This window comes from Polyangiaceae bacterium (assembly GCA_020633205.1).
Taxonomy (GTDB): domain Bacteria; phylum Myxococcota_A; class Polyangia; order Polyangiales; family Polyangiaceae; genus JAHBVY01.
This window is the reverse complement of record JACKEB010000010.1, coordinates 84,538-104,253: the sequence shown is the minus strand read 5'-3', so window position 1 is coordinate 104,253 and position 19,716 is coordinate 84,538. Positions and strand designations below refer to the sequence as shown.

Below are 19,716 nucleotides of genomic sequence, written 5' to 3'. Positions count from 1 at the left end.
GCCTTTGTTAGTCCTGTTGGGACCACCTTTCGAGGGCAGAAACGATCAGTACGCTGAGCTCGCCGAGCTCTCTGGGCTGGTGGTCTACGATCTAAAAACCAAGCTCAAACCGGATGCGTGGGGCGTCGTCAAGGCGCTGGCCGAGGTGGAGCAAGCTCGGTTGCTCCATCAGCGCCTGGCCGCGGCGGGCTACAGGGTGGCACTGGTCGACCCTGCGGTGGGACATGAGCCCGACCGGAAGATCGTGACCCTGCGTTCGCTCGCCTTCGAGGAGCAGGGGCTTGGACTGCAACTCCAAGCGCGGAGCATGACGATCCCGTGGGGCGCTGTGCTGGTCTTGGTGCAGGGCCAGGTCAGCGTCGGCGCCGACCCGGCCCGCTCCCGCTCTTCGAGTTCATCCCTGCGCGCCATCAACCCGAGCGCCGCCGAGCTCGAGAGCTTTCGTGAGTCGCTGAGCCCTGGGCAGATCGACGCGTATCTCGCGCTCGACATACATTTCATCACCGTGCCCTGGGTGGCCCGAGTCGACGCCCGCAGCTTCGATTTCGGCGGTTTTGTGGGGACTTCGACGCTGCAGAAGCTCGAGGCTTGCGCGGCGCATCTGGTGGAGCGGGCGCACGTACGGCTGGACCACGGCTCTCGCACTTCGAGCGTGAACGCCTTCACGGATCACGCGAGTCGCGCCCGGGTGATGACTCCGCACCCGAGCTACGCGAGTCCCGCGAGTCGTCGCATGGGTGAGGAGCAGACGCCTCGGTTCGATGCCTACTCCAGGCTGGTCGCTGAGGCAGAGCGTCAGACTCGAACGGTGACTTCCGCCTGACCCTCTCCCCCCAAAAATCCTTCGCGGGCGATCAGGGAGGACTCGGACGTCAGAGGAAACGTCCAGGATACTTGAACCTCGCCCAAGGCAGGCCACGCTTCTAAGGCAGAGGGATCGCGCGAGTGACGTCGAGGTGTCTTACTTTTTCGCGCCCAAACCGATAGGAGTAAGGGTGTATGGCGGCTTCATTCCGACGTGTATTGCTGGTGATGGGAGCTTGCGCCGGGTTGGCGTCTGTTCCGCTCTGCCCGGACCAGGCAGTGGCTCAGAGCAAGGATGATCTGGCCAAGGCGCGGCGTCTGTTTCGCCAGGGCCTGAGCCTCGAGGCCGCTGGAGACTTCGCTGGAGCGCTGGCGAAGTTCGATGAGGTGGCGAAGGTCAAGCTGACTCCCCAGGTGCGTTTCCACATGGGCCGCTGCAAGGAGGAGCTGGGCCGCTTGAACGAGGCGCTCGGCGACTATCGGCTTGCGGAGTACGAAGCCCGTGAAGCGGGCGCGAAGGAGCTGCCCGAGATCAGCGCCGCGAAAGAGAAGCTCGAGGCCCGCGTGCCCAAGCTGGTGATCACGCTGGGTGAGGGTGCAGAGGGCGCGACCGTGGAGCTCGATGGCGTCGAGCTTGGATCGGCGAAGGTCGGCAAAGAGACGGTCGTGGACCCTGGCAGCCACACTGTGGTGGTGCGCCTGCCGAACGGCGGAAAATGGGAGGAGACCGTCGACGTCACCGAGGGTGAGTCGAAGGCCCTGGAGTTGGTGCCGCCGGAGGATTTGCAGGTGGAAACGCCGCCTGCGGATATCCCCGATGTGCCTCCAGATGACGAGCCGACGCCAGAACCCAAGCCCGAAGAGAGTTCATCGGCGGTTCCCTGGATCATCGGTGGTGTAGGTGCGGTGAGTCTCGTCGCCTCGGGCGTGTTCTTCCTGATGAAGAACGGTGCGGAGAGCGATCTCGACGGCGCCTGCCGTGGCAGCGTTTGCCCTAAATCGGTGGAGGACAAGCAGTCCTCGGGCGAGAGCTACGCGATGTGGACCAACGTGACCCTCGGGATTGGCGTGGTCGGGATCGGCGTGGCAGCTGTCATGTTGCTTACGGGGGGGAGTAGCTCCCCAGAGCCCGCTCGGGAGGCCAAGGGCCTGCGCTGGGATGTGGGCACGACCAAGGCTTTCTCTGGTGTTCGCTTGAGCGGACAGTTTTGATTGAGGACTTAGACTAATGATTCGCACCAACGTTTTGCGCTCGGTTGCACTCACGAGTTTGGCGGCGTCCTTGGTCGTCGCTTGCTCGTTCCCAGAACACAGCTTCATCCCTGACGACGAGTTCAACAACGGGGGCAACGCCGGCAGCGGGAACGCCGGCAGCGGCGGAACGGGCGCTAGTACTAGCGGTGGGAGCTCGGGCAACAGCGTCGGTGGCGATGCTGGCACGGGCGCCGTCGGAGGTGACGCGGGCGCTGCGGGAACCGGCGCTCAGGGTGGCGTTGGCGGTTCCGCGGGGATGGCTGGTGCGGGCACCGGCGGCGGTGGCACCGGAGGCACATCGGGTTCGGCCGGCAGCTCCGGAAGCACAGGCACCGAAGACTGTACGGACGGTATCGACAATGACGACGACAGCAAGGCCGACTGCGAGGACCCGAAGTGTCAAAGCGCGGGCTACCAGTGTCTTGCGTTGCCCTCAGGTTGGGAGGGTCCGGTCGAGCTAGCTGAGGGGACCGACCTGAGCGCCGTGAACTGCGGCGGCAACTACCCGACGATTGGCCCACGCCCGGGCACCGACTTGAACGTTCCGAACGCTCAGTGCTCGGCGTGCACCTGTGGCACACCGACCGGCGCGATCACCTGCCATTTCCCCGACATCAGCCTCTATCAGAGCGCGACCTGCGGGGCAGGCTATCGCTGGACGTTTAGCGGCTCCGCCCTGGAAGGGAACGGCGTCGCTTCGGGCGACTGCTTCGGTGCTCAAGATCCCTTCAGCGGACCGAACGGAGAGCTTCCCAGCGCTGCGGCTACGACAGCGCCACCGACTACCGGGGGTTCGTGCGTGCCGAGCGGCGGTGCGGTGACCAAGCCGAGCACCTCGTGGAATACCCAAGCGCGCAGCTGCGCTGGACCGCCCGCTGGCAATATGGCGACGGGCTGTGGGACCAACACTTGTGTGCCTCCTGCCGCAGGCGCCTACAACCGTGGCGTGTGCGTGTACCAAGACGGCGATCAAACCTGCCCGTCCGGTGTCTTCAGCCACAAGTACCTCTACTACACCGGCACGATGGATACCCGCGCGTGCACCTCCTGCAGCTGCAGCGAGCCAACGGGGGTGACGTGCAACGGCGCGCGCCTCGAGGTGTCTGGCGGCGCATCCTGCAAGGCATCGCCCGATGGCACCGTCACGACGCCCGGGACCACCTGTGCTGGAGTGACCAACGCCACCGAGCAGAGCTTCAAGTACATCGTCGGCACCCCGAGCGGTGGAAACTGCCCGCCTACCGGTGGCCAGCCGACGGGTGGCGCGACACCCGACATGCCCATCACCTTCTGCTGCATCAACTAGCAGCGAGTTGAAGAACACCCTGCCAATCAGCAACTAGGCTCGACCTCGAGAGCAGCCAGAGAATCGGATGAACCAAGCTTCGCGACGAGACGTCTTGCGTCTCTTGCTTGGGGCGCCCCTCGCGGCCGCGTGCGAGAAGCACCTGCCGCGCCGAGAAATCCCTGGGGAAATCAAGGGCGCGCGCTTTCAGCTGGGCCACCGGCTGAGGGATGCCACGGTGGAGCGCGCCGCGGGCGCCCCCAGGAGGGTGGGGGTTGCGATCGTGGGCGCTGGGCCGAGCGGCCTCTCCGCTGCGTGGCGCCTCGATCGTGAGGGGGTCGCCGACTACGTCGTGTTCGACCTTGAAGGCCAAGCTGGGGGCACCTCGACCTTTGGGAGCGATGGCGCGGTTCCCCACCCGTGGGGCGCACACTACGTTCCCGTCCCGCGACGCCAGACCTCCGCGCTCTATCGGCTGCTCAGCGAGATGGACGTGCTCGAGCCAGACGTCGACGCGCCGCCTCGCGCCCTCGAGCAGATGCGCATTCGCGCGCCTGAAGAGCGCCTGTTCATCGACGGTAGCTGGCACGAGGGGTTGTTCCCTGCGGCAGGAGCCAGCAAGGAAGATTGGGAGCAGCTGACGCGTTTCGAAGCGCAGGTTGCGCGATGGGTGAGCTTCCGTGATGCGCAGGGCCGACGCGCGTTTGATCTTCCAATGGCGCGCGCCTCGAACGCCGCGGAGGTGCGAGCGCTGGACAAGCAGAGCGCGAAGCAGTGGCTCGATGATCTGAAGATCACCTCGCCGAGGGTGCGCTGGTACGTGGAGTACGCCTGCCGAGACGACTACGGGCTCGACCTTGAGCACACCAGCGCTTGGGCGCTGTTGCTTTACTTCTGCAGCCGTGTGCCGGAACCAGGCTCGGAATCCGCGCCCTTCGTCACTTGGCCTGAAGGCAATGGCCGCCTGGTGCGGCACCTGGTGGACGTCGTTGGACCGCGCCTCGAGCTTGGGCGCGTTGTTACGGATGTGGTGCCCGGTGAAGACAGCGTGGAGTTCAGCGTCTACTCGCCGGACACGGGGCTCAGGCGCTACGTCGCCGACCAGGTGATTCTGGCGCTCCCGAAGTTCGTGGTGCCGCGCATCTTGAGGCCTTTCCGGGAGGCAATGCCGGCGCATCTTCAGGAGTTCTCGTATGGCGTCTGGCTGGTGGCGAACATCCACCTCCGCCGGCGTCCCCTGAGCCGTGGTTTCGAGCTCGCGTGGGACAACGTGCTCTACGACAGTCCGGCGCTTGGCTATGTCGTTGCTTCGCATCAGACGCTGCGCGATCGGGGACCCAGCGTTTGGACCTACTACCAGCCGCTGACCGACGCGGATCCGAAGCAAGCCCGGGAGCGCCTGCTAGCCGCAGAGCATCGCGGTCTCACGGACGCTATCGTGGCAGATCTGAGCCGGGCGCACCTCGACTTGGAAGCGTGCATCGAGCGCGTCGATGTTTGGCGCTGGGGACACGCCATGGTCCGGCCACGACCCGGTTTCATTTGGGGAGGTGCGCGCGAGAAAGCCAGCGAGTCCGTCGGACGCGTGCATTTCGCGCACTCGGACCTCTCGGGGATCGCGCTCTTCGAGGAAGCCCAACACCGCGGGATCCTGGCCGCCGATCGCGTGTTGGAGGCGCGGGGCTTGAGCCCAAAGCCCTTTGACTGAGCTTTTCGAGACATCGACGCGCCCCGCGTGGCGGGGACAAAGACCACGGCATGTAATAGAGTCGATCTGCCGTGACCGTGAGCACCTCTCCCACTGCGACACACGCTCGCACGCCCGCGCGCGTACCAGCGCTTGGGCCGTGGCTGTGGGGGGCCCGGGTCGATCTGGGTGTCTTCGCTGGTAGTGCGGCGTTCGCCGTCCTCTGCGTGTTCGCGATGCGCGCACTGGGCATCGCGCCCGGCAGCTTGCCGCCTTGGGCGTGGCTGGTGTTCGTGCTGGGCATCGACGTCTCTCACGTCTACTCGACGCTGTTTCGCACGTACTTGGACCGCGAGGAGGTGCGGCGTCATCGCGTGCGCTACTTGGTCGTACCCCTCGTCGCGTACGCCCTCGGAGTCGCCCTCTACGCCGCGGGCGCGCTTTGGTTCTGGCGCGTGCTGGCATACGTCGCAGTGTTCCACTTCATCCGCCAACAGGTCGGCTGGGTCGCGCTGTATCGAGCGCGAGCTGGCGCGCTCCGCCGTGAAGAACACCTGCGTTCAGACAACGCGCAGCTGGGCGCGAGTGTGCTCGTGCGCCGTCAGAATCTCGACAAGCTGATCGACGAGGTCACCGTCTATGTCTCCACGCTGTACCCCGTCTTGTACTGGCACGCGAACTTGGCAGAGACTCGCTTCACCTGGTTCGTGCAGGGGGACTTCGTGGATGTCAGCCACGTCGCCTCGAGCGTGCTGCCAATCGCGCGCGGGGTCTGGGTCGCGGCGCTCCTTGTTTTTGCCTTGCGGCAATTATGGCTGCTGAAACAAGAGGGCTTCGTGCAGCTTGGAAAGTGCGTCGTGGTCGCAACCACCGCACTCACCTGGTACCTGGGCATCGTGGCCACCAACAGCGATGCAGAGTTCACCGTCACCAACGTGGTCGTGCACGGTGTGCCCTACATGGCGCTGCTCTACTTCTACGGTCAGGCCAGGCGGCGTGAAGCACCAGACCAGCCGGGCTCCCAGCTCCTTGTGGGTGGCCTGCTTGCTTTTGCTGGCAGCCTGCTCCTGCTCGCTTTTGTGGAAGAGCTCATCTGGGATCGCTTGGTCTGGAAAGACAACGCGTGGTTGTTCGGAGCGAGTGACGTGAACCTCGCTCCCTGGGTGCTGTGCTTCCTGGTGCCGCTGCTCTCGCTGCCGCAGTTCACTCACTACCTGCTAGACGGTGTGCTGTGGCGTCGCCAAGACACCCGAGAGAACGCTGCGCAGCGCGCCGCAATCGGTATGTAGAGATTGTTGCCGCGAGGAAATGCGTGAGCGTAAGCCTCGACGGCAAGCAGGCACGCTCTCGAGGGACACGGCGTCAGGCGTAATGACCTGCGCGCCGTTGCGGCTTGGTCTGGTGCCAGTCTTCGCGCGTGATTGCCCAACGTTCGTGGTCGCGCCACTCTCCGTCGAGCTTTAGGAAGCGCGGGCTCAGGCCCTCCAAGCGGAAGCCAAGGTGCTCGACCAGGCGCCGCGAAGCCGCGTTTCCGGGCTGGATGTTTGCTTCCAGTCGGTGCAGGCGGCGCTCTTTGCGCTTGAACACATGTTCGACGAGTAGCTCGAGGGCGACACGCATGCGCCCCTTACCCGACCACGGTGCGTTCACCCAGTAGCCCAAGCAGCCGTTCTCGAAGACACCCCACGTCAGCTCGTTGATCGCTACGTAGCCAACGAGCGCTTCGGATGCGCCGTCGCGATTCCACACCAGGTAGCGTTCGCGACGCTCGGAGTTGTCGAGCCACGAGCGGAATCGCTGGGCGGTCACTGGAGGGAAGATCCACGGCTGATGCAACGCGCGGCTCTGCCGCGCTGCGGCGACGAATGCTTGCTGGTCGTTCCGGCTGATACGTCGCAGGCTCAAGTCGCCTCGCGCTAGCTCTGCCATGGCTGCCGGTTAGCCCGTGCGCTGAGCCTCGGCAAGGGACGTGACGCTTGGCGCATCGCTTGAGTGCTCGTATGACGGTGGCCATGACGGAGCTGAAGGAGACTGCCGAGGGGACGCTGCTCTGGGAGCCGAGCGAGGCCACGCTGGAGGGCGCTGAGCTGACGCGTTTTGCTCGTTGGCTCGCGGAAGAGGGACGCGGGCCGAGCGACCTGGAGTCGAGCGTGAAGAGCCACGATTATCAAGCGCTGTGGCGCTGGTCGGTCTCCGATCTCGAGGGCTTTTGGGGGGCGGTCTGCGACTTCTTCCAGGTGAAATTTCACCAGGCTGCGGAAGGCGTATTTGGCAAGCGAGAAATGCCCGGCACCGAGTGGTTCCCCGGGGCAACGTTGAACTACGCAGAGCACGCGCTGCGCAAGCGCAACGAAGATCTCGCGGTGATCTACGAGGGGGAAGGGGGGGAGGTGCAGCGATTGAGCTACGCCGAGCTCTCGCGAAGGGTCGCTCAGCTTCGCAGCAGCCTGAAGAACCTTGGGGTGAGCAAAGGCGACCGGGTGGTGGCCTACATGCCGAACAACGTGGGAGCGCTAGTTGCGTTCCTGGCAGCGGCGTCTCTCGGGGCAATCTGGTCCAGTGCTTCACCGGAGTTTGGCGTGAAGAGCGTGCTGGATCGCTTCTCCCAGATTGAGCCGAAGGTGCTGCTTGCTGTCGACAGCTATGTGTACGGCGGCAAGCAGTTCTCTCGCCACGGTGAAATCGAACAGATCCGCGCTGGGCTCCCAACCCTCGAGCACTTGATCGTGGAGCGTCGCGACCCGAGTCGGGAGTTGCCGAGTGGCGCCCAGGCGTTCGAGGACTTGTTGCAGGGCGACGCGCCTCTCGACTTCGAGCCGGTGCCGTTTGCTCACCCGCTGTACATCCTCTATTCGAGCGGGACCACGGGGCTACCGAAACCCATCGTGCACGGTCACGGCGGGATCTTACTCGAGCACTTCAAGTCCCTCGCGTTCCACTGCGACCTCTCCGAGAAGGATCGCTTCTTCTGGTTCACCACGACGGGCTGGATGATGTGGAATTTTCTGGTGAGCGGCCTGCTACTCGGCAGCACCATCGTGCTGTTCGAGGGGAACCCGGGGTTCCCCGATCTGAATCGCATGTGGAAATTCGCCGAGGCGCATGACCTGACCTACTTCGGCACGAGCGCGCCCTTTCTGATCGCTTGCCGCAAGGCGGGGATCGCTCCGGGTCGGGACTTCAAGCTTTCGGCGCTGCGTGGGCTCGGGAGCACGGGTGCTCCGCTGCCAGCCGATGGGTTCGGCTGGGTCTACGACGCGATCGGCTCCGATCTGCTGCTTGGTTCCGTGAGTGGCGGGACGGATGTATGCACAGCGTTCGTGGGCTCGTGCCCTTGGCTGCCGGTCCGCGCAGGTGAGATCCAGTGCGCGGAGCTAGGAGCCAAGGTGGAAGCATACGGCCCGCAAGCGGAGCCGGTTGTCGGTGAAGTCGGCGAGCTGGTGTTGAGTGAACCGATGCCCAGCATGCCGGTGAGCTTCTGGAACGACCCGAACGGTGAGCGCTACTTCGACTCCTACTTCTCTAGCTTCGAGGGTCGCTGGCGCCACGGTGATTGGATCAAGTTCACGCCGAGTGGCAGCTGCGTGATCTACGGACGCAGCGACTCGACGCTCAACCGCGGCGGTGTGCGCATGGGTACCAGTGAGTTCTATCGTGTGGTGGACGGCTTCACGGAGTTCAAGGACAGCCTCGTCGTAGACACGGGCACCCTCGAGAAAGAGGGTGAGCTCTGGCTCTTCGTGGTGTTGGCTCCGGGGCAAGCGTTGGACGCGGACCTCGAGCAACGACTGAAGCGCGCGCTGCGCTCGGAACTCAGCCCACGTCATGTGCCCGATCGGATCCTCACGGTAAGCGACGTGCCGCGCACAATCAGCGGCAAGAAGCTCGAGGTTCCGATCAAACGCGTGCTAGCGGGAGCGCCGCGAGAGCGCGTGATTAATCCCGGCACGCTCGCAAACCCCGAGGCGGTCGACGCCGTGCTCGACGCCGCGCGCTCCTGACCCCCAAGCGATCCGTCGGGCGAGCCTTGCGGGCTCGCTCAGACCTCGCCGCGTGCGAAGGCACCTAGCAAGTGATGAGCCAGGGACGACGCGGGAGGAGTGAAGAAGCCTTCAGGCTTGGCTAGCTCGCTCCGCGACACCCAGCGTGCCTCCTCCAGCTCATCGTCGTCCAGGCGGAACGCGTCGCTCGCGGCATCCACCACGAAGCCCAACATGAGCGACGCCGGAAATGGCCAGGCTTGGGAGCGGAAGTAACGCGGGTTGGTCACCTCGAGGCCGACCTCCTCGAGGGCCTCCCGGCGCACCGTGTCTTCCAGCGACTCGCCGGGCTCGACAAAGCCCGCAAGCGCAGAGAACATACCCTGCGGAAATCCCGGTTGGCGCGCGATCAAGCAGCGAGCTCCCCGTGTGGCGAGGATCATCACTGCTGGATCCGTACGCGGGAAATGCTCGTGACCCTCGGGGCAGATCCGAGTGTGTCCGGCCTTTTTGGGCCGCGTGGCTACGCCGCATTTCGCGCAGAACGGGTGATTTTCGTGCCATGCGAGCATACCGCGCGCATACGCCAGTAGACCGAAGTGCGACGTGGGGAGATCACCGAGCAGGCGCAAGTCGGCGAAGCTGCCGCTGAGGCCCAGGACCTGCTTGGGTTCATCGACGGGAGACACGTCGACGACGAAGCAATCTCGAGCCTCTCCGTCGCGCGTCAACTTGCCGAGCCAGACGATCTCGCTTGCTGCATCCACCAGCGACGTCTTGCCCGTCTCGACTCGAGCTTGGGAGTCCTGCACCAGGACTCGGCCTCGCCACTGCACCACGAAGTCGGTGTTCGGCGCGTCGAGGGCGCTCTCCAAGCGCTCGCTTGCGTTGCGTTCCAGACCTGCACGGTCGAGTTCCCACTCGCTCATCGACCCAGGCTGTCACGTTGAGGCGCTCCGCCGCAACCGACTCAGCTCTTGGAGCGCCTGGCGGGTTTCGCGAGCGACACGCCTAGGCGCTCGCTTGCGATGCGCAGCGCTACGGGTGACCGGTCGACGCCGAGCCAGCGTCTTTCGAGGCGCTTGGCGACAGCTAGGGTCGTCCCTGAGCCGCTCATTGGGTCGAGCACCCAGGAATCGGGCAGGCTCGACGCGTGAATGATGCGTTCGAGCAAGCTCTCGGGCTTCTGCGTGGGGTACCCGGTCGTCTCGCGAGTGAGCGGCGTGTTGGCGTTCATCGCCGGGCAGTCGGTCCACACACTGCCAAGACGCCTGCCGATGTCGGCGTAGTAGCGGTAGGCCTTGCCCCCAATCACGCGCTCCCGATAGCGGCGACCGGCCTCGTCGACCTTGCGAAAATGCATGCGTTGGCTCGTCTCGGCGAACGGCTCACGTAGCGCCGGGTGGTCTACGTTCCAGATCATCTGACCCCGAGGCGCGTAGACTAGGATGGTCTGATGCGTGACGCTCGGCCCCTTGGTGTTGCGCGCACCGTTGCCTGGCACCCAGATGATCTCGCCTTTGAACGCCTTGCGGCCGAATAGCTCATCGAAGAGCCACTTCGCTTCGTGAACTGCGCGGTGATCCAGGTGTAGCCAGATGCTTCCCTGGGGAGACAGCATTTGCCCCACTAGCTCGGCGCGTGGCCGCATCATCTCGAGCCAAGCGTCGATACCTCCCCAAGCGTCGTGGTAGGCAGCCTCGCCGTTCAGGCGCTCCCCTTTGCCCGCGCGCGCGCCTCGGGTGCCTCCCGCGGCGAATGGCGGGTCCCAATACACCAGGTCCACCTCCGCCTTTCCAATCAGCGTTGGTAGTACGTCGAGGCAGTCTCCGGCGTGGAGCCCACTCTTCTGCTTCTGCTGAGTGCTCACGGAGCTGGGGTCGTCGCGGCGGTCGGCTCCGCTGGTTCAGCGCTCGAGTCGTCAGGCTGAGGTGCTCCCACTGGCTCCGCATCGACCGGGGGAAGTGCTGGCTCAGCGAGGGCCATCGCGATCAACTCATCATCGCTTGGCTCGGGTGTCTTTTTGCCGGGCAGAAATTCCCAGTAGGGGCCACCGCCGACGCAGCCGCGCACGGCTTCCGCCTCGGAGCAGGCGAAGCGCATGTGGATGTGGTCGTCGTGGGGCGCGCTGTCTCCGGGTTGTTGGAGCACGGTCTCCGCGTACCACACCAAGTCGTCGGGTTCGCCCTTGGCGCGCGCGTAGTCGATCAGCAGTCCTTCGATGGGCCGGCTACAAAACATCCACTGGACGCTGGCCTCGGGATCCAAGATCAAAGCCTTGATCAGCGCCCACTGTCGCGGCACGTCGAGGGCGTAGTAGTCCTCGCCCACCTGCGCCAGGCCGTCGCCGCCAAGCTTGATGAACCCGGGACTCAACACCGGAGCACCGCTAGGCGTCGTCACGTACCACAAGAGGTCGATGTCCCGCCCAGTGCGGTGCGAGTGATGACCGGGGATCTTACCGCCATTTTCACCCGATAGATCACCAAGTAGGAGGGGTTTGCCGCCGGGAAATTCGTCATGGATCTTGGCGGCGGCGCGCTCAACCGCTGCGACTAACCGTGGTTGGCCCCAGTAGTGATCGCTGTACGGGCGATAGCGCGCGAAGCCCTTGCCCCGCTTGGGCAGCTCCACAGCGCCCGTTTGCATGCCCGCGTGGGGAACGCCGATGGTGCCGGAGAACGCTGGTGTCAGCGGATTGGGTGTCGGCGTGCAGCCGAGCAACAGCGTGCAACCGAGCAACAGCGCGCAGCCGAGCCACGGCGTGCAGCCGAATGAGAGGGCGCCGCTCGACGCGACCCCCGTTGCGGCCTTTTCGATGGGCCGACGCTGCGATTGAAAGCTGGGAGTCACTCCTCGAATCCCCCCTCGAGGTAGCCTGCGATGCGACCCTCGATCGCCCGCACGGCAGCCTGATTCCTGAAGGACTCCATCAGCTCGAGCTTGTCGCCAGTCTTGCGCAGATAACCTTGATCGGTCAGCGCTTGATACGCGTTCTGGATCAGCGGCTTGCTAACCGCTTCTTTGCGGTCCACTTCGCCTGCCAAGAACATGCGGTTTCCGACGGCTAGCGCCTTCTTGACTAGATCTTTCTCGCTGAGCGCGCCCTTCACCAGCGGCAAGAGCCCCCGAGCAGCGACGCGATACCCCTCGAGGAAGTTGCGAAAGGCCCGGGCGTAGTTCGCGAGCCATTCCTGCCCTGTCCAGTCCAGTCGCCCCGGGCCGGGTTCGAGCTGGTCGCGTCGCACCAGCGCGACCTCGCCGGCGTCGAGCATCGCCGCCAAGGTTTCGTCGAAGATGTCGTCGAAGGTTTTATCCGCGTGGAAGCGAAATTCGAACTTGAACAGACGTGACAGTCGTTGAACTCGATCGCGCACGACGTGTCTGCTGGCCGGCTTGCCGTCTTCTGGGCGCATCGCCAAGGCGATCAACCCACGCTCCACGAAGAAGTGGAGGATCATGTTCTTGGAGGTATCCAGAGTGATGCGCTTGTTGTCTGGGACGGTATAGATCGGCTCGTTCATCGAACCCGGGCGGGGGCGCTTGCGCCGCTCCTTGCTCGGGGCATCGGGGTCGGCCGGTACATGGGCCTCGATGAGCTCGGCCTCGATGAACATCGTCGCTGCCTCTCGGATAGCGTCGGGACGCAGCGATCCTGTGTTGGTCGCTGTGGCTGGGGTGACGCGGGCGCCGATCTCACGCAACACCGTCAAGAAACGCCGGCAGCGTTCCACCAGCTCTTCGTGTGGCAGCCCGCGGCGGTCGTGGCTCAGCAGTGACAGGGCGGTCAACGCGCCCGGGGTGACGGCGGTGACCCAGTTGATCTCATCCATCACCCGGTTGCCCAGGCGGCGCACCACTGCGCGTCGCTCGGTCGGGCTAAGCGTGCCCCCCTCCGCGGTTGCGCTGAATCCTAATTCCTCACGGATCAGATCGAGAGATAGGGACTCACCGAACTCCAGGTTGATTCGCCCGTAGCGGTGTCTCAGCACCTCTGTAGAACGCAGCAGACCGCCGGCGTCCTCCCGCTTTTTTTCGCCGCCTTGGAGCTCGCGCTCGTAGCTCTTCGCTTCGACCACGCGTTCGTAGCCGATGCTCACAGGGATGAAGAACGCGGGGCGATTCTGAACACTCAGCGCAGCTTCGACGATCATGTTGAGCAAGCCGAGTTTGGGGGGGAGGAGCTTTCCGTTGCGACTGCGTCCGCCCTCCAAGAAGACTTCGATGGGGAACCCATCTTTGATCAGGCGACGGATGTAGGCGTCCACCACCGTCGAGTAGAGCCGATCTCCCTTGAACGAGCGGCGAATGAAGAACGCACCACCGCGGCGCAGCAGCGGGCCCAATGGAAAGAAGCCCAGGTTGTCTCCGGCGGCGATCAGTGGGAGCTGAAGGTTCTCCTCGTTGAATACGTAGCTCAGGATCAGGTAGTCGATATGGCTCTTGTGGCTCGGAAGCAGGATGAGCGTGCCTTCCTTCGCCAGCTCGCGAATCCGCTCCACATCTTTGCGGTCGTACTCGATGCCGGCGTAGATGCGGCGAAAGACCCGATCCAGCGCGACCTCCATGGCCTTGATGGCGGAGGCTTCCGGGGTCGCTTGGAGCTCTCGCAGCATCGACAGCGCTTGGCCGGTGAGCACTGCGCGCTCCTGGGGTCGCTCGCCAGCGAGATCGGCGATCATGTGTTGCAGTTTGGGGCTGCGCGCGATCTCTAGCCGCACGCGATCCGGTGGCTTCTCGGCTGGGCCGACCACGCTCCGACGCTCGCGCTCCACGCGCCGCAGCATTGCGTAAGTGACGCGGCGGATGCACACGTCTTCGCTGACCTCACCTGTTTCCTGGAGGAACTGCTGAAGGTCGAGGGGTTCTCCAGCGCGCAGCGCCACGTGGCGATAGTTGTAGAGGAACTGACCGATGGTACGCACCGGGCTCGGCCACTCTCTAGGGCCGAGCAGGAGATCGATTGGGCGCATGCCGCGGGTGTCTGGGCTCTTGCTCCAAACGAACACCTGGGGCACGAGCAGGATTGGGCGGTCCCACTCCTTCTGAAGCTGGATCAGCGTCCCGATCAGTTCGTCTCCCTCCTTCAAGCCGCGGCCGCCGCTGGCACCGGCAACCACGTCGAGCACACCCGGCGGTCGCTTGAGAAAGAGATTCGCAGAGCCGCCGTTCTCGAGCGCGTCGCGCAGCTCGTCCGCTGGGGTTATGTCGGTCGCTGGGAAGAGCGCGTTGAACCAGCCCTTACCCATCGGATTCAGGACGCCGAGTCCCAGGTCATTCGTGTAGCGCACCTGAGGTAAGCCGTAGCGCTTGGTCAGGTGATCGAGAGCGAAGAAGTCGATCGGGTTCAGGTTGCGCTGAATGTAAATCAGCGTGCCGCGCGCGGCGTTCTCCCGCACCTTGCGCACCCAGTCCTCGTCGACCTGAATCGCGTCGAAGAACTTGGAGTAGACCGCTCGTAGCAGCGGGTTCGGCTCGTAGGTGCGGGTCAGTTGGCCCTTCGGCATGGTCTCTGTTTGTCGTCCAACAGCGAGAGGTGGCTCCGGCGCGCGTACTCGTCGCCGGTCGTTTGGGAATAGTACCCGAAGGTCGGTCGGTTCCAGTGTTTTGCCTGCTCGAGTTCCGGACGCCTGCGTGTGGTGCGCCAAGCTTTGTTCTGACCACGCGAAGTCGCCCGCGGGTTGAGACGGCGGTGGCTCGCGACGAGCCGTCATGCTTGAGTTGCCGTGCCCGTGGTTTACCCCTCCAGATCTTCCAGACCGCCACTCAGCGTGGTTTCTCGTCGCGTTTCGCGCCCGGCTGCCTGGCTTGTCCTCGTCGCGCCACTCGGCTGCCTGAGTTGCAGGGACAAGCCCAAGCCGGCCGAGCCGTCGCCGAGCGCTTCAGCCAGCGCCGCGCCGGCGCCCGTCCTGCCTCGCTGTGTCGAGGTCAGCCCGGGCGCAAGCTTCGTCATCGGCAAGCCGTCCTCTCAAAAGCCCGAGGAGGACCAGGCGCTCGATTTGCCCTTTGCCGTCGAGCTGGGGCGCGCCGCGAGTTTGGATTCGGGCTTTCTAGTCACGGCGCTGCGTTCCGTGGGGGGCGAATCCCACGCGATGCTCGCGAGCCTCAATCGCGACGCTTCGGGTGGACGCCTTCTGGAACTCGGGCGAGTGCATGGAGACGTTGATCCACCATTAGTTGCCGCAGGGAAAGGACGCGTGTTCGTGGGCGTGGCGGACCACGACGCATCCTCCGCTATCGTTCGCTTGGCGTCGATTTCCAAGGCGAGCAGTGACCCGCAGATCACCTGGGGCGCGCTGCCACAAATCGGTGGGGACGAGTCGGAGGTGTTCGACCTGGCGCTAGGCCAGGAGCGTGGGGTCCTCGCCTACGACGACTACAAGAAGTCTGATGGACACAGCAGTGTTTGGACCCTGACCTTTGGTCTCGACGATCCGTCCAAGATCACGCCGCCGCGCGTGGTCTCGCTGAAGGGGCAGGACGTCGAGGCGCCGAAGCTTGCGGTGCGACCCGGGGGCTTCTGGCTCGCCTGGATCGCGCACTCCAAGCTTGAGACACCTAGCAAGCCGGACCAGAAGAACATCGATCTGGAGAGCTTGGTCGAGCTAGGGACGCGCTGGCTCGAGCTCGTGAAGCTCGACGAAAACGGCGTGCGAGTGGGAGAGCCTTTGAAGGTCAGTGCGAGTGAGGGCCACGTGCTGGTTTTCTCACTGATCAGCGGTCCAGACGGCTCGGCTTGGTTGGCTTGGCGCGACGATGCAACCAGCCCAGGGGTTGAACGGCGCGCGGTTCTGCTGGCACGCGTCGACGCTTCGGGGAGCAAGACCGATCTGAAGATCGAGGATGAGCGCGTGGGTGCGGGAGTACCGAACTTGCTTCAGGTCACTCCGGCGACCAAGCAGGCGGCTTGGTTAGGGCTCGGGACGGCTTCAGATCGAACGAGCTTTCTCGCCTTGGGCCCTGACTTCAAGCCAGTGGAGGATCTCGACAACGATCCGCTGGTTGGACCCGCGGAGCTGCTTGCGGCAAGAGGGGACGAGGTGCTCCTCGGCAAACCGCAAGGGCTCGCCAGCGAGCTCAGCGTGCTGCGCTGTACTCCTCGCTACGGCAGCGCTGGGCAAGGCAACCCCGTTGAAGACGAGGAAGAGCCGGAAGTGCCCGTCGCGCCCAGCGCCACGCCCAGTAGCTTCTAGGCCAAGCTCGTTCAGGCCGAGTCGCTTCGGGTCGGCGCTGGCTTGCCCCACTAGCCGTGGCTGATTAACGCGCTGGGTTGACGGGGCATGGCCTCCCCATGTCGAGTGAACGTCGGGCAGCGTGGTTTCTAGCAGCGACACTGACGGTCGGTTGTGGCGGATCTGCCAGCGTCCCGGCGGCGCACCAGGTACCGCCCGAGCCGGCCAGCGCCACGCTCGCGAGCCTGGATGCGCAGGGGGCGCGCCACGTCTTGTCGCGGTTTGCCTTCGGTCCGCGGCCCGGGGAAGTCGAAGCGCTTCAGCGCCAGGGTCTGACCGCGTGGCTCGATGCCCAGCTCAAGCCGGAGGGCATCCCGGACGCTGAGGCCGATCGGCGGCTCGAGCCATACCTCAGCAGCCTCTCACCAGACCAGCAGCTGAGGGCATTTCGTGCCTTGAAGAAGGGGGGCACTGCGAACCCCGACACCGACTTGCCAGAGCTCACGCGCAAGGACTTTCGCGAACTGGCCGCGCGCGCGCAGCTGCTCGAGCTTGGGCGCTTTGTTGAGAGCGATCGCCAACTGCAAGAGGTGATGACGGACTTCTGGTCGAATCACTTCAACGTTTACGCGCGGAAAGGCCCTGTGCGCTTCCTCACCTCGGACTACGTGGAACGCACGCTGCGTCCCCATGCTCTCGGTAAGTTCGAAGATTTGCTCCTGGCCACTGCCAAGCACCCTGCGATGCTCATCTACTTGGATAACGCGAAGAGCGTCAAGGCGGGCGCGCCGGGCACGCCAGCGGCCAAGCGCAAGAAAGGCCTGAACGAGAACTACGCGCGCGAACTACTAGAGCTCCACACCCTGGGTGTGGACGGAGGCTACACCCAGCAAGATGTCATTGAAGTAGCGCGAGTGTTGACAGGTTGGAGTGTGACTCGGCCCCAAGAGGACGAGCTTGGCTTCAAGTTTCGGGCGCGCCAGCACGACAACGCTGCCAAGACCGTGCTCGGCACGCAGTTCCCGGCGGGCGGAGGACAGGCGGAGGGCGAGCGACTGATCCGCATGCTCGCCCGTCACCCTGCAACTGCGCGCCATCTCGCGCGGAAGCTGTGCGCGCGCTTCGTCAGCGACGATCCTCCCGCGGCCTGTGTCGGTAGCGCCGCGCAAGCTTATATGCGGAGTGAGGGAGACATCGCGACGGTCGTGCGAACCATTGCCACGGGGGGGACCTTCTGGGCGCCCGCGGTCAGGGGCGCCAAGATCAAGTCTCCGCTCGAGTTGGTGGTGAGCGCGGTGCGTGCCGCTGACGGTCACCTCGACGGCGGAGTTGGTCTAGGACGAACCCTCGCGGAACTAGGGCAGCCGTTGTTCCTCTACGCAGCTCCGACAGGGTACCCGGAACGCGGCGACGCTTGGATGGGGCCGGGTCAGGCACTCTCGAGGATGCGCTTTGGGATCCAGTTTGCGGCTGGCCGTGTTGACGGCATCAGCTACGAAGCGGACCGCGTGCTGCCGCTCGTTTCTGAGCCGGCGCAGGCGACGGCCAACGTGAACCGGGTCTTCTTTGCGGGGACCCTGGGGAAAGAAAGCGCCGGCGATCTGGAGGAGGAGCTCAAGGGGCTCTCGAACTCCAAGCAGCTACGCGCTCATGCGGTCGCCTTCGCCGTGGGCGGACCCGAATTTCAGCGTCAGTGAGCAGCCGGAGATAGAACACGATGAACCGCAGAGCATTCCTGGGATTCGGTATCGGTGCTGGCATGAGCCTTGGATTGGGCCTCGGGCTCAAGACGGCTTGGGCGGAGCCCGCGGCTCTAGAAGTCGCTCCTCACCCCCAAAAGCGCACGGTGCTGGTGGTGGTCCTCCTGCGAGGGGCGGCGGATGGGCTCAGTGTGGTGGTACCGCACGGAGATAGAGAGTACTACGACTTGCGGCGCCAGATCGCCATCGCCCCGCCGGGCAAGGCGCAGTCGGCAATCGATCTGGACGGGCGCTTCGGGCTGCATCCGCGGCTAGCGCCGCTGAAGGCAGCGTGGGACGCCGGGGAGCTCGCGCCAATCGTGAGCTTCGGCTCACCAGACCCGACGCGAAGTCACTTCGACGCGCAAGATCGCATGGAACTCGGGACGCCTCGCGTGGCGGGGAAGCCAGGTGCCCACTACCAGAGTGGCTTCATGAACCGCATGGCGGGTGCGCTAGGTCTCAGCGATCCACTCGGCGCCGTGGCCCTCGCTGCCAACATGCCAATGATTCTCCGCGGAACCGCGCCAGCGTTGTCCCTGGAAGGCATCGAGGACTTTGGACTGGACGCTCCGGCGCAGGCCAAGTCGCGCCTGGAGGCGGGCTTCGAGAGGCTGTATGCCAAGGCTCAGCGGCGCTCGCCTCGCATTGGCGACGCCGGCCAAGTCGGGCTCAAGGCGCTCAAGGAGCTGCGAGACGTACCGGCTCGGGCGAGTTCAGCGCGCTACCCCCAGGGGGCGCTTGGTAGCAACCTGCGGGATCTCGCGCGCTTGGTCCACGGGTCGCCCGCACTACGCCTTGGCTTCATCGAGGTAGGTGGCTGGGATACCCACACAGGGCAGGGCGGCGCTGCGGGTGGTCGCCTCGCGCGCAGCCTGGACGAGCTGGGTAAGGGACTCGCCGCTTTCCGTGAGGATTTAGGAGACGAAGGCGCCCGGGTGGTGACCTTGGTCATGACGGAGTTCGGCCGCACTGCAGCTCAGAACGGTAGCGGTGGAACCGACCACGGGCATGGCTCTGTGGCGCTGCTCCTCGGTGGTCCAGTGCGTGGCAAGCGCGTGCTCGGTCAGTTTCCGGGCCTGAAGTCGGATCAGCTCTACCAAGGACGGGACGTGGCTGTGACCACTGACTTCCGAGATGTCGTCGCGGAGATCGCGCAGCGTCACCTGAGCGTGAAGCCCAGCGCGGTGTTCCCGGGTTACACCCCCGGTGCCGGGGTGGGCGCGTTGGCCTGAGCGCCGCCAAGGCGCCGAAGCTGGGCTAAAAGTAGCGCGCGGTGGGTGCTGGTAGGTCTGGAGACTCGAGCAAGATGCAGCGTTCACGCTGGAGCTGCCAGAGCTTGCGCGCCGTTTCCACGCGGCCCAGGATCGCCTGGTCCAGAATGTCAGCCAGCGTGCGCACGCCGTCTAGCTGACTCAACAGGCGCAGCGCGTCGTGATCCAACGAGAGCGAGTCGGTGTCGTTGAGTACCGCGACGCGGTTCAGGGGCGCCAAGCGCTTGCAGTAGGTCTCGAACAGCGCTTCTCGAGCCAGCAGCGCGGCCTGCAAGGCGAAGCAGTTCTCGGGGTGTTTCGACAACAGCCGCTGGGCGCTGACCAGCGCCGCCGCGGGGTGACCGCCTCTCAGCTCGGCGTAGATCTCGCGGAGTGCGGCGAGCTCGCCTGCCGTCTGCCGGCCGCGTCCGCGTTGGCGCCGGCGCACCGGCGGGGGACGCAGGGAGGCGGAAGGCACGTAGGCGTCGGGGGGCGGGGCGCTCATGATCGAGCTGATCTACGGCTCACCTCCGAGAAGCTTG

Annotated in this window: 15 protein-coding genes; 9 read left to right on the top strand and 6 right to left on the bottom strand. The window is 64.9% G+C overall.

The window, feature by feature from the left end; all coding sequences use genetic code 11:
* The first annotated feature begins 4 nt into the window (after positions 1-4).
* The 5 genes from H6718_00575 (at position 5) to H6718_00555 (ending at position 6,319) form a co-directional block, all read left to right on the top strand.
* Positions 5-823, top strand: coding sequence for a hypothetical protein (locus tag H6718_00575; GenBank protein ID MCB9583857.1), 819 nt, complete (start codon positions 5-7; stop codon positions 821-823).
* A gap of 176 nt (positions 824-999) precedes the next feature.
* Positions 1,000-2,016, top strand: a complete 1,017-nt coding sequence (locus H6718_00570) for a PEGA domain-containing protein (GenBank protein ID MCB9583856.1) — start codon at positions 1,000-1,002, stop codon at positions 2,014-2,016.
* Positions 2,017-2,032: 16 nt separating this feature from the next.
* A complete protein-coding gene (locus H6718_00565; GenBank protein ID MCB9583855.1) occupies positions 2,033-3,364 on the top strand; it encodes a hypothetical protein in 1,332 nt (443 codons plus the stop codon).
* A gap of 67 nt (positions 3,365-3,431) precedes the next feature.
* Complete coding sequence (locus tag H6718_00560; GenBank protein ID MCB9583854.1) at positions 3,432-5,051, top strand: FAD-dependent oxidoreductase; 1,620 nt, start codon at positions 3,432-3,434, stop codon at positions 5,049-5,051.
* Positions 5,052-5,122: 71 nt separating this feature from the next.
* The gene (locus tag H6718_00555) at positions 5,123-6,319 is read left to right on the top strand and encodes a hypothetical protein (protein ID MCB9583853.1); all 1,197 of its coding nucleotides are present in this window, start codon (positions 5,123-5,125) and stop codon (positions 6,317-6,319) included.
* A 73-nt stretch (positions 6,320-6,392) separates the two neighbouring features.
* Here the strand turns inward: H6718_00555 and H6718_00550 are convergent, their stop codons facing one another.
* Positions 6,393-6,959 carry a GNAT family N-acetyltransferase gene (locus H6718_00550; protein ID MCB9583852.1) on the bottom strand — a complete coding sequence of 189 codons (567 nt, stop codon included), beginning with the start codon at positions 6,957-6,959 and terminating at the stop codon, positions 6,393-6,395.
* A gap of 71 nt (positions 6,960-7,030) precedes the next feature.
* On the opposite strand from H6718_00550, the gene H6718_00545 reads away from it, so the two are divergent.
* Positions 7,031-9,031: an acetoacetate--CoA ligase gene (locus H6718_00545; protein ID MCB9583851.1), complete on the top strand. Its 2,001-nt coding sequence runs from the start codon at positions 7,031-7,033 to the stop codon at positions 9,029-9,031.
* Between the two features lie 38 nt (positions 9,032-9,069).
* Here H6718_00545 and nudC read toward each other — a convergent pair whose 3' ends face one another.
* The 4 genes from nudC to H6718_00525 form a co-directional block, all read right to left on the bottom strand.
* Positions 9,070-9,939, bottom strand: a complete 870-nt coding sequence (gene nudC, locus H6718_00540) for an NAD(+) diphosphatase (GenBank protein ID MCB9583850.1) — start codon at positions 9,937-9,939, stop codon at positions 9,070-9,072.
* Between the two features lie 41 nt (positions 9,940-9,980).
* Positions 9,981-10,814, bottom strand: coding sequence for a site-specific DNA-methyltransferase (locus tag H6718_00535; GenBank protein ID MCB9583849.1), 834 nt, complete (start codon positions 10,812-10,814; stop codon positions 9,981-9,983).
* Positions 10,815-10,876: 62 nt separating this feature from the next.
* The gene (locus tag H6718_00530; GenBank protein ID MCB9583848.1) at positions 10,877-11,863 is read right to left on the bottom strand and encodes a penicillin-insensitive murein endopeptidase; all 987 of its coding nucleotides are present in this window, start codon (positions 11,861-11,863) and stop codon (positions 10,877-10,879) included.
* Positions 11,860-14,517: a 1-acyl-sn-glycerol-3-phosphate acyltransferase gene (locus H6718_00525; protein MCB9583847.1), complete on the bottom strand. Its 2,658-nt coding sequence runs from the start codon at positions 14,515-14,517 to the stop codon at positions 11,860-11,862. Before H6718_00525 ends, H6718_00530 begins: the two co-directional genes overlap by 4 nt.
* Positions 14,518-14,781: 264 nt before the next feature.
* Here H6718_00525 and H6718_00520 point away from each other — a divergent pair, with 264 nt between their 5' ends.
* The 3 genes from H6718_00520 (at position 14,782) to H6718_00510 (ending at position 19,156) form a co-directional block, all read left to right on the top strand.
* On the top strand, positions 14,782-16,203 hold the full coding sequence (locus tag H6718_00520) for a hypothetical protein (protein ID MCB9583846.1): 1,422 nt from the start codon (positions 14,782-14,784) through the stop codon (positions 16,201-16,203).
* Positions 16,204-16,301: 98 nt separating this feature from the next.
* Positions 16,302-17,879, top strand: coding sequence for a DUF1800 domain-containing protein (locus H6718_00515; GenBank protein MCB9583845.1), 1,578 nt, complete (start codon positions 16,302-16,304; stop codon positions 17,877-17,879).
* Between the two features lie 20 nt (positions 17,880-17,899).
* A complete protein-coding gene (locus H6718_00510) occupies positions 17,900-19,156 on the top strand; it encodes a DUF1501 domain-containing protein (GenBank protein ID MCB9583844.1) in 1,257 nt (418 codons plus the stop codon).
* A 25-nt stretch (positions 19,157-19,181) separates the two neighbouring features.
* Here H6718_00510 and H6718_00505 read toward each other — a convergent pair whose 3' ends face one another.
* A complete protein-coding gene (locus H6718_00505; protein MCB9583843.1) occupies positions 19,182-19,679 on the bottom strand; it encodes a hypothetical protein in 498 nt (165 codons plus the stop codon).
* Positions 19,680-19,716 lie beyond the last annotated feature (37 nt).

Bases quoted from the DNA above. Each gene is read 5' to 3' on its own strand.
- H6718_00570 (MCB9583856.1), top strand. From the start codon at position 1,000: ATGGCGGCTTCATTCCGACGTGTATTGCTGGTGATGGGAGCTTGCGCC.
- H6718_00565 (MCB9583855.1), top strand. From the start codon at position 2,033: ATGATTCGCACCAACGTTTTGCGCTCGGTTGCACTCACGAGTTTGGCG.
- H6718_00560 (MCB9583854.1), top strand. From the start codon at position 3,432: ATGAACCAAGCTTCGCGACGAGACGTCTTGCGTCTCTTGCTTGGGGCG.
- H6718_00550 (MCB9583852.1), bottom strand. From the start codon at position 6,959: ATGGCAGAGCTAGCGCGAGGCGACTTGAGCCTGCGACGTATCAGCCGG.
- H6718_00545 (MCB9583851.1), top strand. From the start codon at position 7,031: ATGACGGTGGCCATGACGGAGCTGAAGGAGACTGCCGAGGGGACGCTG.
- nudC (MCB9583850.1), bottom strand. From the start codon at position 9,939: ATGAGCGAGTGGGAACTCGACCGTGCAGGTCTGGAACGCAACGCAAGC.
- H6718_00525 (MCB9583847.1), bottom strand. From the start codon at position 14,517: ATGCCGAAGGGCCAACTGACCCGCACCTACGAGCCGAACCCGCTGCTA.
- H6718_00515 (MCB9583845.1), top strand. From the start codon at position 16,302: ATGTCGAGTGAACGTCGGGCAGCGTGGTTTCTAGCAGCGACACTGACG.
- H6718_00510 (MCB9583844.1), top strand. From the start codon at position 17,900: ATGAACCGCAGAGCATTCCTGGGATTCGGTATCGGTGCTGGCATGAGC.
- H6718_00505 (MCB9583843.1), bottom strand. From the start codon at position 19,679: ATGAGCGCCCCGCCCCCCGACGCCTACGTGCCTTCCGCCTCCCTGCGT.